The organism is Micromonospora sp. WMMB482, from assembly GCF_019038635.1.
GTDB classification, from domain to species: domain Bacteria; phylum Actinomycetota; class Actinomycetes; order Mycobacteriales; family Micromonosporaceae; genus Micromonospora; species Micromonospora marina.
Genome location: NZ_JAHOPD010000020.1, coordinates 3628457 through 3647768, shown reverse-complemented (window position 1 = coordinate 3647768; position 19312 = coordinate 3628457). Strand labels below are relative to the sequence as shown.

The following is a 19312-nucleotide window of genomic DNA, read 5'->3' as shown; positions in this document are numbered from 1 at the left end:
GCCGGTCGATGCTGCCGGACCGGCGTGCCGCCGGACAAGCGAGCTAAGCGAAAGCTAAACCGGCCGCAGCGCGCGGGCGGTGGAGACGACACCGGCCAGCCCGCCGGCCAGGTCGGGGTGCTGCCGCAGCGAGTCCTCCAGGCGGACTCGCCACACGCCGGTCTCGACCGGCAGCCGGGCATCGCCGGCCCAGCGGACCCGGTCACGGGTCTCGTCGAGGGCCGCTGCCGTGGCGGGGCCCATCAGGGCGCCGAGTTCGCCGCGCAGCCAGCCGAACAGGTGCTCGTCGTGGATCGCCCTGCCGATGACCCGGGCGGCGTCCCACGCCACCCGCGGCTGGTGGATAACCTGCATCTCGACTCCTCGGTCGACCCGGCCTTCCGCACCATCATCGATCCGTCGGATGCCCGGCGGCAAGACCCGGAGCGGTCACCTGGCTCCGGCGCCGCGTGCCGCCGGGGGCGTCAGGCGTCCGGGCGCGGGTCCACACGGTGCGACGCGAATCAGTAGCATCGCGGCATGTCAGATCGCCACCAGCTCACCGATTCCGACCCGCGCGCGCAGGGCTCCGATGTGGAGCCGGGCGGGCCCGTGGCGGAGAAGCGGCCGCGGCGCCGCCGGGGCCGGCGGATCGCCCTGGTCGTGCTGCTGGTGGTCGTGCTGCTCACCGGCGGCGGCACCCTGGCCGGTGGCCTCTACTACCGCTCGGTCGACAAGTCCATCGAGCGGGTCGACGCCTTCGAGGGCGTGCCGGAGGAGTCGCGCCCACAGGTCGAGGCCAAGGGCGCCATGAACATCATGATCCTGGGCAGCGACACCCGAGACCCGGAGAGCACGGGCGGCTCGCGCAGCGACACGATCATCCTGGCCCACCTGCCGAAGGACCGGTCGAGCGCCCAGCTCATCTCGATCCCCCGCGACACCTGGACGGCCATCCCGAAGTCGAAGGAGGGCCGCGGCGGTCGCGACGCGAAGATCAATGCCGCGTACGCCTGGGGTGGCGTGCCGCTGATGGTGCAGACGGTGGAGAAGTTCAGCGGCGTACGGGTGGACAACGTGGCGATGGTCGACTTCGCCGGCTTCAAGGAGATCATCGACGCGCTCGGCGGTGTCGAGATCGACGTGGAGAAGGGCTTCACCACGAAGTACTCGCTGATCGGCACCCGGACCTTCGAGAAGGGCCGGCAGACCATGGACGGGGCCGCCGCGCTGGACTACGCGCGGGAGCGGCACGCCTTCCCCGACGGCGACTTCGCGCGGATCCGGCACCAGCAGCAGGTGATCAAGGCCATTCTGGACAAGGCCGCCTCGGGCGGGGTGCTGACCAACCCGGCCAAGCTCAACTCGTTCGTCCGCGCCACGTCCGACTCGGTGGCTGTCGACAAGTCACTGTCGCTTGTGGATCTCGCGATGGAGATGCGTGGCCTGCGCGGCGGCAACCTGACGTTCTTCACCTGCCCGGTGAAGGGCACCGGCCGGGTCGGCAGTGAGAGCGTCGTGTTCCCCGACCCGGCGCGCTCGAAGACGCTGTTCGACGCGGTGCGCCGCGACTCGGTCCCCGAGATCCTCGCCATCAGCGGGAAGTAGGACGTCGATCTGTCATGCCGGTGCTGGCGGCGGGGCGGGGCCGCTCGTATCCTGCGATCGCCGTCGGTCTCCGCATCCGGGCCGGGGGCGTCACGGGGAAGGATCGGCCATGCCACGCCTGCCGGCGTTCGAGCATCCGTCCGCGCCACCGTCCGGTGTGGCCATGAACACGCCGATGGACAGTGGCCTGGACACGACGACGGTACTGCCGTACGCGGGATCGCGCGCGTCGACGCGTACCCGGCGGTTGCGGGCCTGGATGGTGACCGCGCCCATCGACGTCGCGGCGCTGCTCGCGCCGCTGCTGCTGACCCAGGACTACTGGCGTGGCACGTTGTTCAACGCCGCGCTCACCGTGGGGCTGTTCGCCGCGGGCGGGCTCTACCGGCCGCGCCGGCACATCAGCATCCTGGACGAACTGCCGACCCTCGGCGGCCGGCTGCTGGCCTCCGGCGCGGTGGGGGCGATCATCGCGGCGTTGCGGCACGACTCGGTGCCGCACGTCAGCGGTTTCATGCGCGGCGTCGCGCTCTCCGCCGGCCTGGTGATCGTCGGGCGTGCGCTGAACAGCCGGCTCATCCTGCTGGCCCGTAAGCGCCGGTGGGTCGAGCACAACGCGATAGTCATCGGCGGCGGGCCGATCGGTGCCGAGCTGGCCCGGCTGCTGCGCCGCTACCCGCAGTACGGGCTGCGGTTCGTCGGCGCTGTCGACGCCCCGTCGCGGCCGCGCCTCGGCGCTGCGCCGCTCATCGGCACCATCGACGACCTGGAGAAGCTCGCCGAGATGCTGGAGTGCGAGGTCCTGGTCATCGCGGACCCGGACTGCTCCGAGGCCGACCTGATGGAGTCGCTGCTGCGCCCGGCCAGTTCCCGCTGTGACCTGTGGGCGGTGCCGCGCCTGTGGGGGTCGCGGTCGCAGGGCGGCTACCCCGACCACATCGGCGCCATCCCGATCATCAAGATCGGCGACACCACGCTCACCGGCCCCCGGTGGCGGCTCAAGCGCGCCTCCGACGTGGTGTTCGCGGTGACCGCCCTGGTGGTGCTGAGCCCGCTGCTGCTGCTCTGCGCCGTCGCCACGTTCCTCGACGGCGGCCGGGGCGTGTTCTTCCGCCAGGAACGCATCGGCCGGTACGGCAAGCCGTTCCACGTCGTCAAGTTCCGGTCCATGCGTCCGGCCGACGAGTACGAGTCGCAGACCACCTGGTCCATCGCGCATGACGAGCGGGTCGGCCCGATCGGCCGGTTCATGCGGCGCACGTCGCTGGACGAGCTGCCGCAGCTGTGGAACATCCTGCGCGGCGAGATGAGCGTGGTGGGGCCCCGGCCGGAGCGGCCGTACTTCGTGGAGAAGTTCTCCATGGAGTACCCGAGGTACGCCATGCGGCACCGGGTGCCGGTCGGGCTCACCGGGCTGGCGCAGGTCAGCGGCCTGCGCGGGGACACGCCGATCTCGGACCGGGCACGGTTCGACAACTACTACGTCGAGAACTGGTCGCTCTGGCTCGACATCAAGATCGTGCTGCGTACCGTCACCGAGGTCTTCCGGGGCGGGGGCCGCTGAGCGCCTCGGTCAGGTCCGCGTGCCAGTGGCCCGGCGGCGGCAGCTTCGCCGCCGCCCACCGGCCGTGCGCCAGCACGCTGTAGTGAGGGCGCGGCGCCGGGCGCGGGAAGCGGTCGCTCGTGGTCGGCCGGACCCGGTCCGGGTCGAGACCACGCAGGGCGAAGACGGCGCGGGCCAGGCCGCACCAGGTCGTCTCGCCGGCGGCGGTGCCGTGGTACGTCCCGGGCGCCGCGTCGCCGGCCAGCGCCGCGTCGGCGAGCGCCACGAGACGCTCCGCGAGCCGGTACGACCAGGTGGGCTGCCCGCGCTGGTCGTCCACCACGTCGAGCCGGTCGCGTTCGGCCGCCAGCCGCAGCATCGTGGTGACGAAGTTGCGTCCGTGGGTGGCGTACAGCCAGGCGGTACGCACCACGTATCCGGTCTCGGGCAGCAGCCGGGCCACCGCCTGCTCTCCGGCGAGCTTGCTGCGCCCGTACGCGTTGACCGGGCCGGTCGGGGCGTCCTCCGGGTACGGCTCGGTGGCGTCGCCTGCGAACACGTAGTCGGTGGAGACGTGCACGAGCCGCGCACCGGACCCGGCACAGGCGCCGGCCAGCGCGGCGACCGCGTCGCCGTTGACGGCTGTGGCATCCCGCTCGCGTGTCTCGGCGCCGTCCACGTCGGTCCACGCGGCGGCGTTGAGCACCACGTCGTGCCCGCCGACCGCGTCCCGGACCGCGTGCGCGTCGGTGACGTCGAGGTCGGCGCGAGCGGCGGCGGTGACCGACAGGTCCGGCCGGGTCCGCAGCACGGCGAGCAGATCCCGCCCGAGCGTCCCGCCCGCGCCGGTGACCAGCACCCGGGTCATCGGTGGCCGGCCGTCTTCAGCGGTTCCCACCAGGCTCGGTTGTCCCGGTACCAGCGGACCGTCTCGGCCAGGCCCCGGTCGAGGTCGATGCTCGGGGCGTACCCCAGCTCGCTGCTGATCTTGCTGATGTCCAGCGAGTAGCGGCGGTCGTGGCCCTTGCGGTCGGTGACCGGCACGACCCGGTCCCAGCCGGCCCCGCACGCCGCCAGGAGCCGCTCGGTGAGCTGCCGGTTGGTCAGCTCGGTGCCGCCGCCGATGTGGTAGACCTCGCCGGCCCGCCCCTTCTCCTGCACCATCGCCACGCCCCGGCAGTGGTCGTGCACGTGCAGCCAGTCCCGGACGTTGCCGCCGTCGCCGTAGAGCGGCACGGTGCCGCCGTCGAGCAGGTTGGTCACGAACAGCGGAACGACCTTCTCCGGGAACTGGTGCGGCCCGTAGTTGTTGGAGCAGCGGGTCACCACGACGTCCAGGCCGTGGGTGCGGTGGTAGGACAACGCCAGCAGATCCGACCCGGCCTTCGAGGCCGAGTACGGCGAGTTCGGCGCCAGCGGCCAGCTCTCCGTCCACGAACCGGAGTCGATCGAGCCGTACACCTCGTCGGTGGAGACGTGCACGAACCGGCTGATGCCGTGCCGCAGCGCGGCGTCCAGCAGCGTCTGGGTGCCGAGCACGTTCGTGGTGACGAACGGGGCGGCGCTCGTGATCGAGCGGTCCACGTGCGACTCGGCGGCGAAGTGGACGATCACGTCGTGCCCGGGCACCACGTCGTCGACCAGCACCGGGTCGCAGATGTCGCCGTTGACGAAGCGCAGCCGGGGATCGTCGCGGACCGGCGCGAGGTTCGCCAGGTTGCCGGAGTAGGTCAGCTTGTCCAGCACGGTGAGCGCGGCCGGGCCCTCGACCGGCACACCGGCCGCGTCACCGGCGGGCACGCCCAGCAGCATCCGCACGTACTCCGACCCGATGAAGCCGGCGCCGCCGGTGACGAGGATCCTCACAGGTCGTGGAGTCTACGCCGTACCGGCAGCGCGGGCCGGACGTCGACGGGCCACGGGGACGGCGGTGCCGCGGGTAGTCTCCGCGGGTGCGTGGAATCCTTCTCGCCGGTGGCACCGGATCCCGGCTCTGGCCGATCACCCGGGCCGTCTCCAAGCAGCTCATGCCGGTGTTCGACAAGCCGATGATCTACTATCCACTCTCCACTCTGGTGATGGCCGGGGTACGGGAGATCCTGGTGGTGACCACGCCGGACGACCGCGCCCAGTTCGAGCGGCTGCTGGGCGACGGCAGCCAGTGGGGGCTGCGCCTGGCGTACACCGAGCAGCCCCGCCCGGAGGGCATAGCGCAGGCGTTCCTGCTCGGCGCCGACTTCATCGGCGACGAGTCGGTGGCACTGGTCCTCGGCGACAACATCTTCCACGGCGCCGGGCTCGGCCGGCAGCTCGCCCAGCACGGCGAGCCGGACGGCGGGCGCGTCTTCGCGTACCCGGTCGCCAACCCGCAGGACTACGGCGTGGTCGAGTTCGACGACGCCGGCCGGGTGCTGTCGATCGAGGAGAAGCCGGCCCGCCCCCGCTCCCGGTACGCGGTGCCGGGCCTCTACTTCTACGACCACCGGGTGGTCGACATCGCCCGCAAGCTCACCCCGAGCGCCCGGGGCGAGCTGGAGATCACCGCGATCAACGAGACGTACCGGGCGTGGGGCGAACTGACGGTGACGGTGCTCGACCGGGGCACCGCGTGGCTGGACACCGGCACGTTCACGTCGATGATGCAGGCCGCCGAGTTCGTCCGGGTGATCGAGGAACGCCAGGGCATGAAGATCGGCTGTGTCGAGGAGGTCGCCTGGCGGTCCGGGCTGATCGACGACGAGCGGCTGCGGCTGCTGGCCCACCCGCTGACGCGCAGCGGTTACGGTGAATACCTGCTGGGCCTGCTGGCCGAGCGGCCCGGTTCGGGGAGCGCGTCGTGAAGATCCGTCCGCTGAGCATCGAGGGCGCCTGGGAGGTGACCCCGCGTCAGCACGGCGATTCCCGGGGCCTGTTCCTGGAGTGGTACCGCTTCGACCGGCTCGCCGAGGCGGTCGGGCATCCGCTGCGGCTCGCGCAGGCCAACCTGTCCGTCTCCGCGCGGGACGTGGTGCGCGGCATCCACTTCGCCGACGTACCGCCCGGCCAGGCCAAGTACGTCACGTGCGTACGCGGGGCGGTGCTGGACGTGGTGGTGGACGTGCGGGCCGGCTCGCCGACGTACGGCCGGTGGGAGGCGGTACGCCTCGACGACACCGACCGGCGGGCCGTCTACCTGGCCGAAGGACTGGGGCACGGGTTCTGCGCGCTCACCGACGACGCGACGCTCAGTTACCTCTGCTCCGCCACGTACAACCCGGCGGCCGAGCACACCGTGCATCCGCTGGACCCGGAGCTCGGGATCGACTGGCCCGCGGCGACGCCGCTGCTGTCCGAGCGGGACGCGGCGGCACCGCGCCTGGCGCAGGCGCGCTCGGCGGGCCTGCTGCCCGGCTACGACGCCTGCCGCTCCCTCACTGAGGCGTCGGCCACCCGGCCGTCGCTCTGACCCGGCACCGCAGCCGGGTGATCAGCCGCGTCCGGTTCGGCGGCGGCGTCGTCCGGGACGGGCGATGCCGGTCCCGGCGACTCCGAGTCCGCCGGAGCGGCCGGGCGGCGGCGCACCGTCGTCGCCCAGAGCGTCCGCACGTCCGCGCTCACCGGCGTACCCGCCCGGCGGTAGCCGAGCACCAGCGCGATGCCGGCCCCGACGGCGAGGCCGCCGAGCGCGCCGCCGGCCGCGTACCACTGCCACCGCACCGGCTCGGGACGCGGCGGCGGCGCGGCGGCCCGGACCACCGCGACCTGGGCCTTGAGCCCGAGCCCGGCGGGCGGCAGGTCGCGTCCGGCGATCCGTTGCAGTTCGGCGGCGAGCGCGGCGGCGATCGCCGCGGCCATGTCGGCGGACCGGTCGGTGACCGCCACGTCGATCGCCAGCGAGTCCACGGTGGACGAGGCGACGACGCGGCCGGCGAGGTCGTCGGTGGTGTACGGCAGTCCGAGCGAGTCGATCACCGGACGGGTCAGCCGGGGCGTGTTCATCATCGTGGCGTACGTCTTCACCCGCCGCTGCATCAGCCGGCCCGCCTCGTCGGCCGGCGGGCGGGGCTGGGGCGCGGCCGGCTTCTCGGCGGCGAACGTGACGAGCATCTGGGTCTCGGCCCGGTAGACCGGCGGCCGGCGTTCGGCGAGAACCCCGGTGAACGCGCCGCACAGCAGCGTCGACGCCAGCACGATCGGCCACCGCCTGCCGATCGTGTCGCGGAAGTGGGCGAGGTCCACGACGCGTCACCCTACCGGCGGTACGCGGCGGCGGGCGTACCCGCCCGCCGGATCGATTGCGCAGCGGCGCTCATGTCGGGTACAACAGGCCCGCACACATCCGCGCATCTTGGGGGAAGACGAGTGGATTCCGCGTGGCCGGCTCGCGGCCGGCGCCGTCGCCTGGGCGCCGGGTGCTAGGCCGGGTCCGGCGGATCGTCTCCCCCGAGCGTCTCTATCTGGTCGCCCTGGGCCTGACCGGGCTCGCCGCGCTGGTGTCGGTGACGCTGCCGGCTGCCGAACGCGGCGAACTCGCGGCGAACATGGTGAGCGCCACAGTGGGGGCGGCCCTCGGCGGCCTGTCCGTCGACACGTTCCTGCTGTCCCGCCCGGCCGGCTGGATCATGTCGCGCGGTCGTCTGTGGATCGCCGGCATCCTCACCGTGTCGCTCGGCCTCACCGCGCTGGCCGCGGCGCTGCTGACCACGCTGGCCGGGCTGGGCAGCCACCTCGTGGGCATCGGGGCGGGCTGCGCGCTCACCGTGTTCAACACGGCCGCCGCGCTCGGCCTGCGCCTGAAGCGGTTCTGGTTCGTCTACACCATGCGGGCGCTCGGCGGTGCGGTCCTGGTGGCCGGGTACGGGTTGCTCTGGCTGGGCCACCGGCTCGACGGTGGCCTGTGGAGCGTGCTCTGGCTGGGCGTGCAGGTCGCCACCGCCACTGTGCTCGGGGTGGCGGTGCTGGGCTGGGCGCGGTGGTTCGGGGCGGTGCCGGCGGCGACGGCGGGGCGTACGGAGTACCGCGCCGACCTGCTTGCGGTGGGCCGGCTGCACGTCGGGGTGTGCGCGCAGATGCTTACGTACCGGCTGAGCCAGGTCCTGGTGGCCCGCTTCGCCGGCGCGGGCGCGCTCGGTGTCTTCGCGCTGGCGGTGGCGGCGCTGGAGTTCGCGCAGTCCGGCGCGGTGGTACGGGCGCAGCGGATCCTGGCCGAGCGTGACCCGGACGCGATCGGCGACCACGGCCGGGACGTCGTCAGGTCGGCGCTGCCGATCGCCGCGCTCGCCGTGATCGGCCTGGCGGTGCTCGGCGTGCTGGCGCCCGACTACCGCGACGCCTGGATCTTCGGGCTGATCCTGCTGCCCGGGACGCTGGCGTTGTCGGCCGGCAAGACGTGGAGCGCGGCGCTGCTCAAGCGCGCGGGCGAGCAGGCCACCACCGCCGTGGCCCTCGTCACCGTGTCGGTGTCGGTGGTGCTGTACGTTCTGCTCATCCCGTGGGCCGGCGCGCTCGGCGCCGCGGTCGCGTCGTCGGTCGCCTACGGCGTCTACGCGTTGCGCACCCGGCAGCGACTCCAGCGGTCCACGCACCTCCTCGTCAATCGGATGGCCTAGCGGTGGACGTCTCAATCGTCGTTTTGACCTGGGAAGACTTCGAGCGCACCGACGGCTGCGTCCGTTCGTTGCCCGAGGGCGTGGAAGCCGTCGTGGTGGACAACGGCAGTGCCGCCGAGATCAGCGACAGGCTGCGGGCCATGTGCGCCGAGACCGGCGCCCGGTACGCGCGCTCGGAGACGAACCTCGGCTACGCCAAGGGCATGAACCTCGGCGTCCGGCACAGCACCCGGTCCCGGGTGGTCCTGTCCAACAACGACATCCTGGTGCGGCCGGGCGCGATCGAACGGCTCGTGGCCGAGTTGGACGACCCGGCTGTGGGTGCGGCGTTCCCGAAGGTGCTCGACGCGACCGGCCGGGACCAGACCGCCGCCGGCCGCTTCCTGACAGTGGGCACCGGCGTCGCGCACGCCACCGGGCTCAGCCTGGTGTTCCCGCGGCTGCGGATCGTGGCCCCGCCGGAGCGCGGCGACTGGCTCTCCGGACCGTTCGTGGCGATCCGGCGGGAGACGCTGGACCGGATCGGCGGGGTGGACGAGTCGTCGTTCTTCTACTCCGAGGACCTGCGGCTGTGCTGGGCGGTGCGCCGGCTCGGGCTGCGCCTGGCGTACCTGCCGGACGCCGTGGTCACGCACGAGGACGACGCGAGCGCGAAGCGCCGGTGGGCGGCCGAGGAGATCTCCCGCCGGCAGACCCGGGAGTTCATCCGGGCCAGCCGTGAGCTGGCCGGGTGGCGGGGCACAGTGGCCTGCTCCGCGTACACCCTGGGGGTGCTCGCCCGGGCGGCGGTGGGTGGCGGGGCGGCACGGCGGGCGGTCGCCCGCGGCGCCCTGGAAGGCATGGGCGTCCGATGAGGGTGCTGTTCGTCTGCACCACCGGCGGGTCGGGGCGGCGACAGCTCGGCGGCGCGGAGCGCTTCCTGATCGAGATGCTGCCGGCGCTCGCGTCCCGCGGTGCCGACGTGGTCGCCGCCACCCCTGACGACGAGGTCGCGGCGGCGTTGCGGGACGCGGGCGTGCCGTGGCGTCCGCTGGGCGCGGCCAAGCGGGTGGACCTGGGGTACGCGCGCGGCATCCGCGCCCTGGTCGAGGAGCTGCGGCCGGGCGTGGTGAGCGCGCACCTGCTCTCCGCCGCGATGCACGCCCGCGCCGGGCTGGGTGTGCGGGGGCGTCGCACGCCGCTGGTGGTGACGCTGCACAACAGCCTCTGGCAGTACCGCGACACGGCGCAGACGTTGCGCGCGAAGGCGGCGGTGCAGGCCAACATCAGCACCGACCTGCTGTTCCGGCGGCTGCGGCCGCACGCGACGGTAGCGGTCTCCGGCTTCGAGGCCCACGAGCTCCGGGTACGCGGGCGGATCCGCGACGTGCGGGTGATCCCGAACCCGCTACCAGCCATCTGGCCGGAGGTGACCGACGGCGGCGTCGCCTCGGACGGCCCGGTCCGGGTCGGTTTCCTCGGCCGGCTGGAACGGGAGAAGGGCGCCGACCTGCTCGCCGGCGTCGCCGCGGAGCTGCCGGACGTGGAGTTCCTGGTCGCCGGCGCGGGCACCGTCGAGGTCGCGGAGCGGCCGAACCTGCACCTGGTCGGCCGGGTCGACGCCGCGCCGTTCCTGCAACGGCTGCACTGCCTGCTGGTGCCGTCGCGGGTGGAGGCGTTCGGGCGCAGCGCGCTGGAGGCGATGTCGCTGGGCGTGCCGGTGGTGCACTCCGGCGCGGGCGGCCTGACCGAGGTGACCGCCGCCGGTGACGGCGTGCTCGCGTACCGGGCGGAGCTGACGCCGCAGGCGCTGGCCGCCGCCGTACGGACCGCTGTGGATCCGGCCGCGTGGGACGAGCGGCGGCGCGAACTGGCCCGGCAGTACGCGGAGCGGCACTCGTTCGACGGATGCGTGGACCGCTGGCACGACCTGTACCGGACGGTCGCCCGTGACTCCCGCTGAGCGCCGCCTCTGGTCGGTCGGGATCCCGTTCGCGCTGGGCGCGGCGGTGCTGCTGGCGACGGTCGACGCCGGGTTCGCGGTCGCGCTCGCGCTGGCGGCCGGCACGCTGCTCGCCGCGCGCCTGCGGATGTGGGCGCTCGCCGCCTGCGCCGCCGTCTGGACCGCCGCGCTGCTCGCCGTCCGGGTGCTACCAGGCCCGTACGACTCCTGGGCCGGTCGCGGCGTGCTGCCGGTGCTCGCCGGATACGTGACGGTCTTCCTGCTGGCCTGGGCGGTCGGGCGGCGGCTGATCGACAGGCGGGACGAGGACGGCGACCGGTCCCGTCCGGCGCTGTCCTGGCCGTCCGAGCGGCGGCTGCTGACGTACCTGTTCGTGCTGCTCGGCGTCGCCGTGGTGACCGCGGCGATCCGGTTCCGGGGGACGGTGCCGCCGCTGCTGGCCGACAACCCGGACGCCGCCCGGCAGGTGCTGCGCGAGCAGTCGAACCTGGTCATCGGGTTGCTGTCCGAGGCGTGGACGCTCGGCATGGCGGTGTCGCTGCTGCGCGCGTTGTCCGCCCGCGGCCGGGCGCTGCCGGTCTACTACGCGCTGACCGCCGTCTTCACCGTCGGGGCGGCGCTCGGCGCGAGCAAGAACTCGGTGCTGGTGGGCATCGCGCCCGCGCTCATCGCGGCGCTGTCGGTCCGGCGTACCCGGGGGCGGGCCGCGTCGTTCCTGGCCGCGCGGACGCCGGTGGTGCTGCTGATCGGCGCGGTGGCGCTCGGCGCGGCGGTGTTCCTCGGCGGGCAGCGTACCATGGCCGGCACCGGCGCGTTCGAGACCGAGTTCCGGGCCCGCTACGGCAGCAACGCGCTGACCAGCAGCGCCGGCTCGCTGGACCTGTCGTTGAGTTCGTCCACCGAGACGTTCGGGCGGGTCTGGTCGCAGCGGGAGCACCTGGAGCCCCGGTACGGCACGTACTCGCTGACGTTCCTCGGCTCCCGGGTCGAGCCGATCGTCGGCAAGGCGGACCTGTACGGGATGACGTCCCAGCTCAGCCAGCCGTACCTGATGAACACCGCGACGTTCGTGGCCATCCCGCTGCTCGACTACGGCCCGCTGGGCGCGGTGTTCTTCCTGGCCGCGATGGGGCTGGCGGTGGGCGCGACCGAGCGGTGGTTCGAGTTCTCCCGCGCCCCGGCCGGGCAGCTGGCGCGGGCGTTCGTCGTCTACTTCGCGCTGTTCGGCGTCTACGAGCTGTATCCGCTGATCTATCCGACGTGGCTGAGCCTGGTGCCCGGCCTCTGGGTGCTGCACCGGCTGGGCAGGAGCGCGGCATGACGTTCGACGGCCTCACCGTGGTCACCGTCCTCTACCGGTCCGCCGGCATGCTCGCCGAGACGCTGCCGACCTGGGTCCGCAACGCCGGTGACCTGCCGGTCCGGTTCGTCTTCGCGGACAACTGGCCCTCCGACGGGTGCGCCGAGGTGGTCGCCGCGAACCTGCCCGCCGACCGGTACGCGTACCTGCCCGACGCCTCGAACCCGGGTTTCGCGGCCGGCTGCAACCGGGCGGCGACGACTGTCACCACGAGCCACCTGCTGCTGCTGAACCCGGACGTGTGGCTGCCCGACGACGCGCTGGCCCGGATCTGCGCCGCCGTCGCCGCCGACCCGGACGCCCCCGTCGCGGTCGGGCTGGCCATGCACGGCGGCGAGTACGTCGGCATCGACCTGAACCCGGTGTCGCTGTTCATCGACCGGCGAGCCACCGCGGGCGGCGCCCCGCTCGGCCCGTCCGGCGGCGCGGCGGTCTTCCCGGCCGCGCTGTACCGCCGGTTCGGCGGCTTCGACGAGCACCTGTTCGCCTGGGGCGAGGACGCCGACCTGGCGTTCCGGCTCTACGCCTCCGGGCTGCGCACGCGCGGGCTGGACGTGGTGCTGCCGCACGCGGGCGGGCACAGCGTGGACGGCGACGACCGGTTGCAGGGGTTCCGGGCGTTCCTGCTGGCCCGCAACCGGCTGCTGGTCGCGTCCCGCACGTTCACCTGGCCGCTGCTGCTCGTGGCGGTGCCGGTGCTGGCGCTGGCGCACCTCGCGCTGGCCGCCCGGCGCATCCGGCAGGGCCTGCTGCGCCCGTTCCTGCGCGGCATCGGACGCGGGCTGGCCGAGGGGCCGGCCGCCCGCCGCCGCTGGACCGGGCCGCGGTTCGGGTTCGCGTCCCTGCTCGGCTACCTGACCGCTCGGAGGGCGTGATGACGGCACAGCCGTGGACCGTGGTGACTGTCACCTACCACTCGGCGGAGACGCTGCGCCGCTGCTGGCGCGGCCCGAAGCCGTACGAGTGGCTGGTGGTCGACAACGCCTCGGCCGACGACTCGGCGGCGGTCGCCGAGGAACTGGGCGCGCGGGTGATCCGGCTGCCGGAGAACGTCGGCTTCTCCCGCGCCAACAACGTCGCGTTGCGCCAGGCGACCGGCCGGTACGTGCTGTTCGCCAACCCGGACCTGGAGGTGCGCCCGGACGGCCTGGACGCGCTGGCCCGGCACCTGGACACGCACGGCGGGCTGGTCGCGCCGCAACTGCTCGGCACCGACGGCACACCGCAGGCCAACGGGCGCGGCTTCCCGTACGCGACGGCGAAGCTCGGCAACCGGAAGGTGTGGCCGCTGTCCCGGCTGCACGCCTCGTACCGGCTGGTGGCCGCGCCGGGCGAGACGCGCCACGTCGCCTGGGTGATGGGCGCGGCGGTGGCCGGCCGGACCGCCGACGTCACCGGGCTGGGCGGGTGGAACGAGCGGTTCTTCCTCTACTACGAGGACCACGAGCTGGGGCTGCGCGCCTGGCGGCACGGGATGCCGGTGGCGGTGCTGGGTGACGTGCGGTGGACCCACCACTGGGCCCGCGCGACCAACTCGGTGCGCTGGTCCCGGGCGCACACGCTGGAGCTGCGCAGCGCCCGGACGTTCTTCGGCATGTTCCCGGAGTTCCTGGTCGGCCTGCCGCGACCGGCGCGCCGGCACCGCCGGGCCGCCGGGCTGGTCGGTAGCCCGGTTGCGTCCACCCGGGGCCCCAGCGGGTGATCGGAGCCGGTCGCGGGGCCGCTGACGTGAATGACGCTTTGATACCGTCTCGCCGTGTCCGTGACACGCCCGGCCTTCTCCCCCTCGACGGCGCCCGCGTCGGCGACGCCGGTGCCGTCGCGGCCGGGCACGCCGGCGGCGTTCGTCGCGCTCACGTGGGAGCGGCTGAGCCGGTCCCCGTACTGGTCCGTCGCGGGCCTGCTGGTCGCGTTCGGTGCCGTGCTACGGGTCCGGCAGTGGGCGTACGCGCGCAGCTTCTGGAGCGACGAGCTGTACGTGGCGCACAACATCCGGGAGCGCGGCTACCTGGACCTGTTGCAGCCGCTGGCGTTCAGCCAGTCGGCGCCGCCCGGCTGGCTGTGGCTGGAACGGTTCGCGTTCGAGCAGTTCGGCGACGGTGAGCGGGCGCTCCGGCTGGTGCCGCTGCTGTTCGGGCTGGCGCTGCTGCCGCTCGTGGCGTGGCTCGGCCGGGCACTCCTGCCGCCGCTCGCCGCGCTGGCGGCGCTGCTGCTGGTCGCCGTCGCGCCCTTCCTGATCGGCTACTCCAACGAGCTGAAGCAGTACAGCGCCGAGGCGTTCGGCGTCACGCTCGTGGTCGGGCTGGCGCTGCTGCTCGTGCGGACCGGCCCGACCTGGGCCGGGTCGGCGGTGTTCTGGTCGGCGGCGGCGGTCATGGCGTTCGTCAGCACCCTGTCCATTCCGGTCACCGGCGCGCTCGGCGCGCTGCTGGCCGGGTACGTGCTGTCCCGTTCGGACCGTCCACCGGCGAGCAGGTGGCGTGAGGCCGGCCGGTTCGTCGCCCCGGCGCCGGCCTGGGGCGTGGTCGCGCTCGTGGTGTACGTGCTGTTCCTGGCGCCGGGACTCGCCGATCCGCAGCTCGCCGCGTACTGGCGGGCGAAGTCGATCTACCCGGCGCATTCGCTCACCGACCTGGCCGCCACTGTGGAATGGCTCGTGGCGACGTACCGGAGTCTCGCCACCGTGCCGTTCGTCGCCTGGTCGGCGTGGGTCGCCGTGCCGCTGCTGGTGCTGGGCACGGCCGCCGGGCTGCGGCGGCTCTCCACAGTGGCGGTGCTGGTGCTGCTCACGCCGCTGGCGGCCGGGCTGGCCGGCGCGGCCGTGTCGGTCTATCCGTTCAACGGCCGGCTGGCGCTCTACGCGGTGCCCGCGTGCCTGCTGCTCGCCGCGCTCGCCGTCGCGCCGCCACCGATGCGGGCCGGCCTGCCCGCCCGGATCAGGTGGGTGGTCGGGGTGGTGCTGCTGCTGGCGCTCGCCGTTCCGCAGCTGGCGACCGCAGTGGTGGCGACAGTGCAACCGGCGCGGGCCTTCGCCCAGGGCGGCGGCGCGAACGCCGTCGACTACCGGGGCGCGCTGCGCCACCTGGACGACAAGCGCCGCCCGGGTGACCTGGTGCTGGCCACCACCGTCTCGTGGAACGCCCAGGCCTGGTACGGCCCGGCGGCGGACGCCTACGTGGTCGCGGCCGGCCCCGGCGGGTGTCCGAAGCAGACGGTGTCGACGCTGCTGCCCGGACGGTCCCGGGTCTGGTTGTTCCAGGCCACCGACTGGGCCGACGGGGCGAACCGGGACGTCATCGTCCGGCTGGGCGGCAGCGGCGTTGCGGTCACCGAGCGGCAGTTCAGCGGGGCGCGCGTGGTCCGCTTCGACCTGGCCGCGGGCGTCACCAAGGGCAGCGACGTCTGCCTGGTGCCGCCACCGAACGGCGCCCGCCTCCGCTAGCGGGCGCGCGGCGTCCTAGCTGTGGCGCTGCCAGAGGTCGCGCAGCGCATCCCAGTTGCCGCCGAGCCCGGCGCCGCAGGGCGTCTCCATGTAGATCGCGCTGGTGTTGTCGTCGCGGCCCCACCAGATGCCGCAGACCGGGCGGCCGTCCTGGCCGTTGCCGGCGTACTCGACGTAGCTGCCCTGTGCCCCGCTGACGCCGCCGGTGGCCGGGCCGGCCTCGCGCATGCCCGGCGCGAGCGCGCGGCCGATGATGCCCATCTGCTGCCGGAAGGCGCGCGCCGCCTCCTTCTTCTCGGCCGACTCGTACTCGGCGAAGTGCAGCGACACACCCAGGTAGCGGCAGAAGACGTGCTGCTTCTCGCCCGCGGCGAGCCCGGGGCCGCTCTTCTCGGTGTTGATCGCGCAGCCGCCTACCGCGTCGAGCCACGGCTCGGCGATCGGCATGAGCGCGGCGTCGAACTTCGCCTTGTTCAGCGACTGCTGGGTGGCCTCGTAGAGCGCCGGGGAGGCGCTGGCCGCCGGAGTGGACGGTTCGCCACCGTCGGCGAGCGACCGCCCGGCCAGCAGACCGGCGCCACCGGCCAGCACCGCCGCCATGACCACGCCACCGATCCACAGGCCGGTACGGCTCCTGGGCGGGCGGGCGACCGGCGCGATCCGGGGGCCGCCGGTCGGCACGAGCGGATCCGGGGCGGTGGCCTGGGCCGGGATCGCCGGCACCGGCATGCCCGGCGACACCGGCAGGCCGGGTGACACGGGCGCGCCCGACGAGACGGGCGCGCCGGAGACCGGCTGCTGCGGCGTCATCGCCCACGGCTGCGGGCTCCACGGCAGCTGCGGCGGCGAGGAGACCTGCTGCGGCGGCGCGGACACCGGCGGGGGCGGCGGCAGGAGATCGGCGGTGGCGGTGCGCTGGTAGTCCATGCCCAGGCTGCGGAACAGCCGCTCGGCCGCGCCGTCCTCGTCGGACGGGTACGCCACCCAGGGCTGGCCGGCGGCGAAGTCGGAGTTGACGTACCGGTGGCCGCCGGGCGTCTGGGCCAGCACGTTCGCCGCGTTTGTGAACGCCTCGCGCCAGCGCTGGTCCCCGGCCGCGGCACCGTCCAGGACGGCCACGGTCAGCGCACGGTCCTGCCCGTCGAGCGCGGCCCAGGCCCTGCCGACCTGGCACTCGCCCAGCACCTCGGTGAACCTGTACGGACCTTCCGGCTGCATGCCCCACTCCTCTGCTCACCCGCCGTGCGGATAGTACAGAGAGCACGCTCACCGGATCTCCCTGCGGTCGAGGCACCCTTGCGTTCTGAAAGTTTTCATGCATAGAGTCAGCCCGTGAATGAAAGCGGTGCGGCCTCCCCCGACCGCCTGCTCGACCTGTTCCACGGCGTACGGCTCACCCCGACCCAGCGCCGCATCGCCCACTGCCTGGTGCGGCACGCGGGCGCGGCGGCGTACCTGTCCGCAGCCGAGGTGGCCGAGCTGGCCGGCGTCAGCCAGCCGTCGGTGACCCGGTTCGCCATGGCGCTCGGGCACGACGGCTACCCCGCGCTGCGCCGCCGCCTGCGGGAACTCACTGTGACCGGGTCGGCCGGACCGGCCGCCGGCAATGCATTGCAACGGGCGGTGCACGCCGAGCGGGACAACCTCGACCGGCTCGCCGCGCAGCTCGCCGACGCGGGCCGGGTCGCCGAGGTGGGGAAACTGCTCGCGGCCAGCCGTCCGCTGCCGGTGCTCGGGCTGCGCGCCGCCGCACCGCTCGCCGCGTACTTCGCGTACTTCGCCGCGAAGGTGCTCCCCGACGTGCGCGTCCTCGACGACGGCGGCAGCATGCTGGTCGACCGCCTGGACCAGGCGGCAGCGGCCGGCGCCACGGCGCTGCTCGCATTCGTGCTGCCCCGCTACCCCCGCGAGACCCTGGACGCGCTGCGCGAGGCCCGGGACGCCGGCCTGACCGTCGTGGCGATCACCGACTCGCCGGTGAGCCCGGCCACCGAGCACGCCGAGGTGGTGCTGCCCGCCGCCGTCGGCGCCGACCTGGTCTTCGACCTGCACACCGCCCCGATGACGCTGGCCATGGTGGTGCTCCAGGCGATCTGCGACGCCGCACCGGCCGACACCCAGAACCGGCTCGAGGCGTTCGAGTCGTCCGCCGCCCGCCGCCAGTTGTTCCTCGGCTGAGAGGAGTACGAGATGCACCAGCCCGTCCGCGCCGCCCGCGGCACCGCACGCACCGCGAAGGGGTGGCCGCAGGAGGCCGCCCTGCGAATGCTGATGAACAATCTCGACCCGGAGGTGGCCGAGCGCCCCGAGGACCTTGTGGTCTACGGGGGCACCGGCAAGGCGGCCCGGGACTGGCCCTCGTACCACGCGCTGGTGCGCACGCTGACCGAGCTGCGCGACGACGAGACGATGCTCGTGCAGTCCGGCCGCCCGGTCGGGGTGATGCGCACCCACGAGTGGGCGCCGCGCGTACTGCTGGCCAACTCCAACCTGGTCGGCGACTGGGCCACCTGGCCGGAGTTCCGCCGCCTGGAGTCGCTCGGCCTGACCATGTACGGGCAGATGACCGCCGGTTCCTGGATCTACATCGGCACCCAGGGCATCCTCCAGGGCACGTACGAGACGTTCGCCGCCGTCGCCGCCAAGCGCTTCGAGGGCACGCTCGCCGGGACGTTGACGCTCACCGCCGGGTGCGGCGGCATGGGCGGGGCGCAGCCGCTCGCGGTCACCATGAACGGCGGCGTCTGCCTGATCGTGGACGTGGACCGGTCCCGGCTGGAGCGGCGGGCCCACGACCGCTACCTCGACGAGATCGCCGACTCGCTGGACGACGCGGTCGAGCGGGCGCTCACGGCGAAGCGGGACCGGCGGGCCCTGAGCGTCGGGGTGGTCGGCAACGCCGCCATCGTCTTCCCCGAGCTGCTGCGCCGAGGTGTCGAGATCGACATCGTGACCGACCAGACCAGCGCGCACGACCCGCTGTCGTACCTGCCGGAGGGCGTGGACCCGGGCGACGCGCGGGACTACGCGGCGGCCGAGCCGGCCGAGTTCACCGACCGGGCCCGGGCGTCGATGGCGAAGCACGTGGCGGCGATGGTCGGCTTCCTGGACGCGGGCGCGGAGGTCTTCGACTACGGCAACTCGATCCGGGGCGAGGCCGAGCTCGGCGGGTACGAGCGGGCGTTCGACTTCCCCGGCTTCGTGCCCGCGTACATCAGGCCGTTGTTCTGCGAGGGCAAGGGCCCGTTCCGCTGGGCCGCGCTCTCCGGCGACCCGCGCGACATCGCGGCCACCGACCGGGCCATCCTCGACCTGTTCCCGGAGAACGAGTCCCTCGCCCGGTGGATCCGGATGGCCGGCGAGCGGGTGGCGTTCCAGGGGCTGCCGGCGCGGATCTGCTGGCTCGGCTACGGCGAGCGCGACCGCGCCGGGGTGCGGTTCAACGAGATGGTCGCCTCCGGCGAGCTCAGCGCGCCGGTGGTGATCGGCCGGGACCACCTGGACTGCGGCAGCGTGGCCAGCCCCTACCGGGAGACCGAGGCGATGGCCGACGGCTCCGACGCGATCGCCGACTGGCCGCTGCTGAACGCGCTCGTCAACACCGCCAGCGGCGCGTCCTGGGTGTCCATCCACCACGGCGGCGGCGTCGGGATCGGCCGGTCCATCCACGCCGGCCAGGTCTGCGTGGCCGACGGCAGTGAGCTGGCCGGGCAGAAGATCGAGCGGGTGCTCACGAACGACCCGGCGATGGGCGTGATCCGGCACGTCGACGCCGGCTACGACGACGCCCGCGAGGTCGCCGAGCGCACCGGCGTCCGCGTCCCGATGACCGAAGCGTAAGGAAGGGCCC

The 19312-nt window shown here is 73.8% G+C and carries 18 protein-coding genes; 13 read left to right on the top strand and 5 right to left on the bottom strand.

Features of this window, described 5'->3' with window-relative positions; all coding sequences use genetic code 11:
- Positions 1-54: 54 nt before the first annotated feature.
- Positions 55-354 carry a hypothetical protein gene (locus tag KSK32_RS18365; protein WP_216932319.1) on the bottom strand — a complete coding sequence of 100 codons (300 nt, stop codon included), beginning with the start codon at positions 352-354 and terminating at the stop codon, positions 55-57.
- Between the two features lie 165 nt (positions 355-519).
- Here KSK32_RS18365 and KSK32_RS18360 point away from each other — a divergent pair, with 165 nt between their 5' ends.
- On the top strand, positions 520-1587 hold the full coding sequence (locus tag KSK32_RS18360; RefSeq protein ID WP_254187110.1) for an LCP family protein: 1068 nt from the start codon (positions 520-522) through the stop codon (positions 1585-1587).
- A 109-nt stretch (positions 1588-1696) separates the two neighbouring features.
- Positions 1697-3151 (top strand): sugar transferase, encoded by a 1455-nt coding sequence (locus tag KSK32_RS18355; RefSeq protein ID WP_216932318.1) that lies wholly within the window; start codon positions 1697-1699, stop codon positions 3149-3151.
- Here the strand turns inward: KSK32_RS18355 and rfbD are convergent.
- Both rfbD and rfbB read right to left on the bottom strand, forming a co-directional pair.
- Complete coding sequence (gene rfbD / locus KSK32_RS18350) at positions 3120-3998, bottom strand: dTDP-4-dehydrorhamnose reductase (RefSeq protein WP_216936200.1); 879 nt, start codon at positions 3996-3998, stop codon at positions 3120-3122. The two genes, KSK32_RS18355 and rfbD, sit on opposite strands and share 32 nt — an antisense overlap.
- Positions 3995-4996 (bottom strand): dTDP-glucose 4,6-dehydratase, encoded by a 1002-nt coding sequence (gene rfbB / locus KSK32_RS18345; RefSeq protein ID WP_216932317.1) that lies wholly within the window; start codon positions 4994-4996, stop codon positions 3995-3997. Before rfbB ends, rfbD begins: the two co-directional genes overlap by 4 nt.
- Positions 4997-5082: 86 nt before the next feature.
- Here rfbB and rfbA point away from each other — a divergent pair, with 86 nt between their 5' ends.
- Both rfbA and rfbC read left to right on the top strand, forming a co-directional pair.
- Positions 5083-5970 (top strand): glucose-1-phosphate thymidylyltransferase RfbA, encoded by an 888-nt coding sequence (gene rfbA, locus KSK32_RS18340; protein WP_216932316.1) that lies wholly within the window; start codon positions 5083-5085, stop codon positions 5968-5970.
- Entirely contained in the window at positions 5967-6575 is a 609-nt protein-coding gene (rfbC, locus tag KSK32_RS18335) for a dTDP-4-dehydrorhamnose 3,5-epimerase (protein WP_216932315.1), read from the top strand. The genes rfbA and rfbC overlap by 4 nt, the downstream gene beginning before the upstream one ends.
- On the opposite strand, the gene KSK32_RS18330 is transcribed toward rfbC, so the two are convergent.
- Positions 6521-7348: a YveK family protein gene (locus tag KSK32_RS18330; protein WP_216932314.1), complete on the bottom strand. Its 828-nt coding sequence runs from the start codon at positions 7346-7348 to the stop codon at positions 6521-6523. The two genes, rfbC and KSK32_RS18330, sit on opposite strands and share 55 nt — an antisense overlap.
- A gap of 173 nt (positions 7349-7521) precedes the next feature.
- Between KSK32_RS18330 and KSK32_RS18325 the strand changes: the two genes are divergently transcribed.
- Genes KSK32_RS18325 through KSK32_RS18295 form a run of 7 tightly spaced genes read left to right on the top strand, consistent with a single transcriptional unit; the run spans position 7522 to position 15462 of the window.
- Positions 7522-8718, top strand: a complete 1197-nt coding sequence (locus KSK32_RS18325) for a hypothetical protein (RefSeq protein ID WP_289256317.1) — start codon at positions 7522-7524, stop codon at positions 8716-8718.
- A gap of 2 nt (positions 8719-8720) precedes the next feature.
- On the top strand, positions 8721-9572 hold the full coding sequence (locus KSK32_RS18320) for a glycosyltransferase (protein ID WP_216932312.1): 852 nt from the start codon (positions 8721-8723) through the stop codon (positions 9570-9572).
- The gene (locus KSK32_RS18315) at positions 9569-10660 is read left to right on the top strand and encodes a glycosyltransferase family 4 protein (protein ID WP_216932311.1); all 1092 of its coding nucleotides are present in this window, start codon (positions 9569-9571) and stop codon (positions 10658-10660) included. Before KSK32_RS18320 ends, KSK32_RS18315 begins: the two co-directional genes overlap by 4 nt.
- Positions 10647-11981, top strand: coding sequence for a hypothetical protein (locus KSK32_RS18310; RefSeq protein WP_216932310.1), 1335 nt, complete (start codon positions 10647-10649; stop codon positions 11979-11981). The genes KSK32_RS18315 and KSK32_RS18310 overlap by 14 nt, the downstream gene beginning before the upstream one ends.
- On the top strand, positions 11978-12895 hold the full coding sequence (locus tag KSK32_RS18305) for a glycosyltransferase family 2 protein (protein WP_216932309.1): 918 nt from the start codon (positions 11978-11980) through the stop codon (positions 12893-12895). The genes KSK32_RS18310 and KSK32_RS18305 overlap by 4 nt, the downstream gene beginning before the upstream one ends.
- Positions 12895-13722 carry a glycosyltransferase gene (locus KSK32_RS18300; protein WP_216932308.1) on the top strand — a complete coding sequence of 276 codons (828 nt, stop codon included), beginning with the start codon at positions 12895-12897 and terminating at the stop codon, positions 13720-13722. The genes KSK32_RS18305 and KSK32_RS18300 overlap by 1 nt, the downstream gene beginning before the upstream one ends.
- A gap of 54 nt (positions 13723-13776) precedes the next feature.
- Positions 13777-15462 (top strand): glycosyltransferase family 39 protein, encoded by a 1686-nt coding sequence (locus tag KSK32_RS18295; RefSeq protein ID WP_216932307.1) that lies wholly within the window; start codon positions 13777-13779, stop codon positions 15460-15462.
- A gap of 15 nt (positions 15463-15477) precedes the next feature.
- Here KSK32_RS18295 and KSK32_RS18290 read toward each other — a convergent pair whose 3' ends face one another.
- On the bottom strand, positions 15478-16680 hold the full coding sequence (locus KSK32_RS18290; protein ID WP_216932306.1) for a hypothetical protein: 1203 nt from the start codon (positions 16678-16680) through the stop codon (positions 15478-15480).
- Between the two features lie 114 nt (positions 16681-16794).
- Between KSK32_RS18290 and KSK32_RS18285 the strand changes: the two genes are divergently transcribed.
- Positions 16795-17640, top strand: a complete 846-nt coding sequence (locus tag KSK32_RS18285; protein ID WP_216932305.1) for a MurR/RpiR family transcriptional regulator — start codon at positions 16795-16797, stop codon at positions 17638-17640.
- Between the two features lie 12 nt (positions 17641-17652).
- On the top strand, positions 17653-19302 hold the full coding sequence (gene hutU, locus KSK32_RS18280) for a urocanate hydratase (protein WP_216932304.1): 1650 nt from the start codon (positions 17653-17655) through the stop codon (positions 19300-19302).
- Positions 19303-19312 lie beyond the last annotated feature (10 nt).

Bases quoted from the DNA above. Each gene is read 5' to 3' on its own strand.
- KSK32_RS18355 (WP_216932318.1), top strand. From the start codon at position 1,697: ATGCCACGCCTGCCGGCGTTCGAGCATCCGTCCGCGCCACCGTCCGGT.
- KSK32_RS18290 (WP_216932306.1), bottom strand. From the start codon at position 16,680: ATGCAGCCGGAAGGTCCGTACAGGTTCACCGAGGTGCTGGGCGAGTGC.
- KSK32_RS18300 (WP_216932308.1), top strand. From the start codon at position 12,895: ATGACGGCACAGCCGTGGACCGTGGTGACTGTCACCTACCACTCGGCG.
- KSK32_RS18315 (WP_216932311.1), top strand. From the start codon at position 9,569: ATGAGGGTGCTGTTCGTCTGCACCACCGGCGGGTCGGGGCGGCGACAG.
- rfbD (WP_216936200.1), bottom strand. From the start codon at position 3,998: ATGACCCGGGTGCTGGTCACCGGCGCGGGCGGGACGCTCGGGCGGGAT.
- hutU (WP_216932304.1), top strand. From the start codon at position 17,653: ATGCACCAGCCCGTCCGCGCCGCCCGCGGCACCGCACGCACCGCGAAG.
- KSK32_RS18305 (WP_216932309.1), top strand. From the start codon at position 11,978: ATGACGTTCGACGGCCTCACCGTGGTCACCGTCCTCTACCGGTCCGCC.
- KSK32_RS18360 (WP_254187110.1), top strand. From the start codon at position 520: ATGTCAGATCGCCACCAGCTCACCGATTCCGACCCGCGCGCGCAGGGC.
- KSK32_RS18365 (WP_216932319.1), bottom strand. From the start codon at position 354: ATGCAGGTTATCCACCAGCCGCGGGTGGCGTGGGACGCCGCCCGGGTC.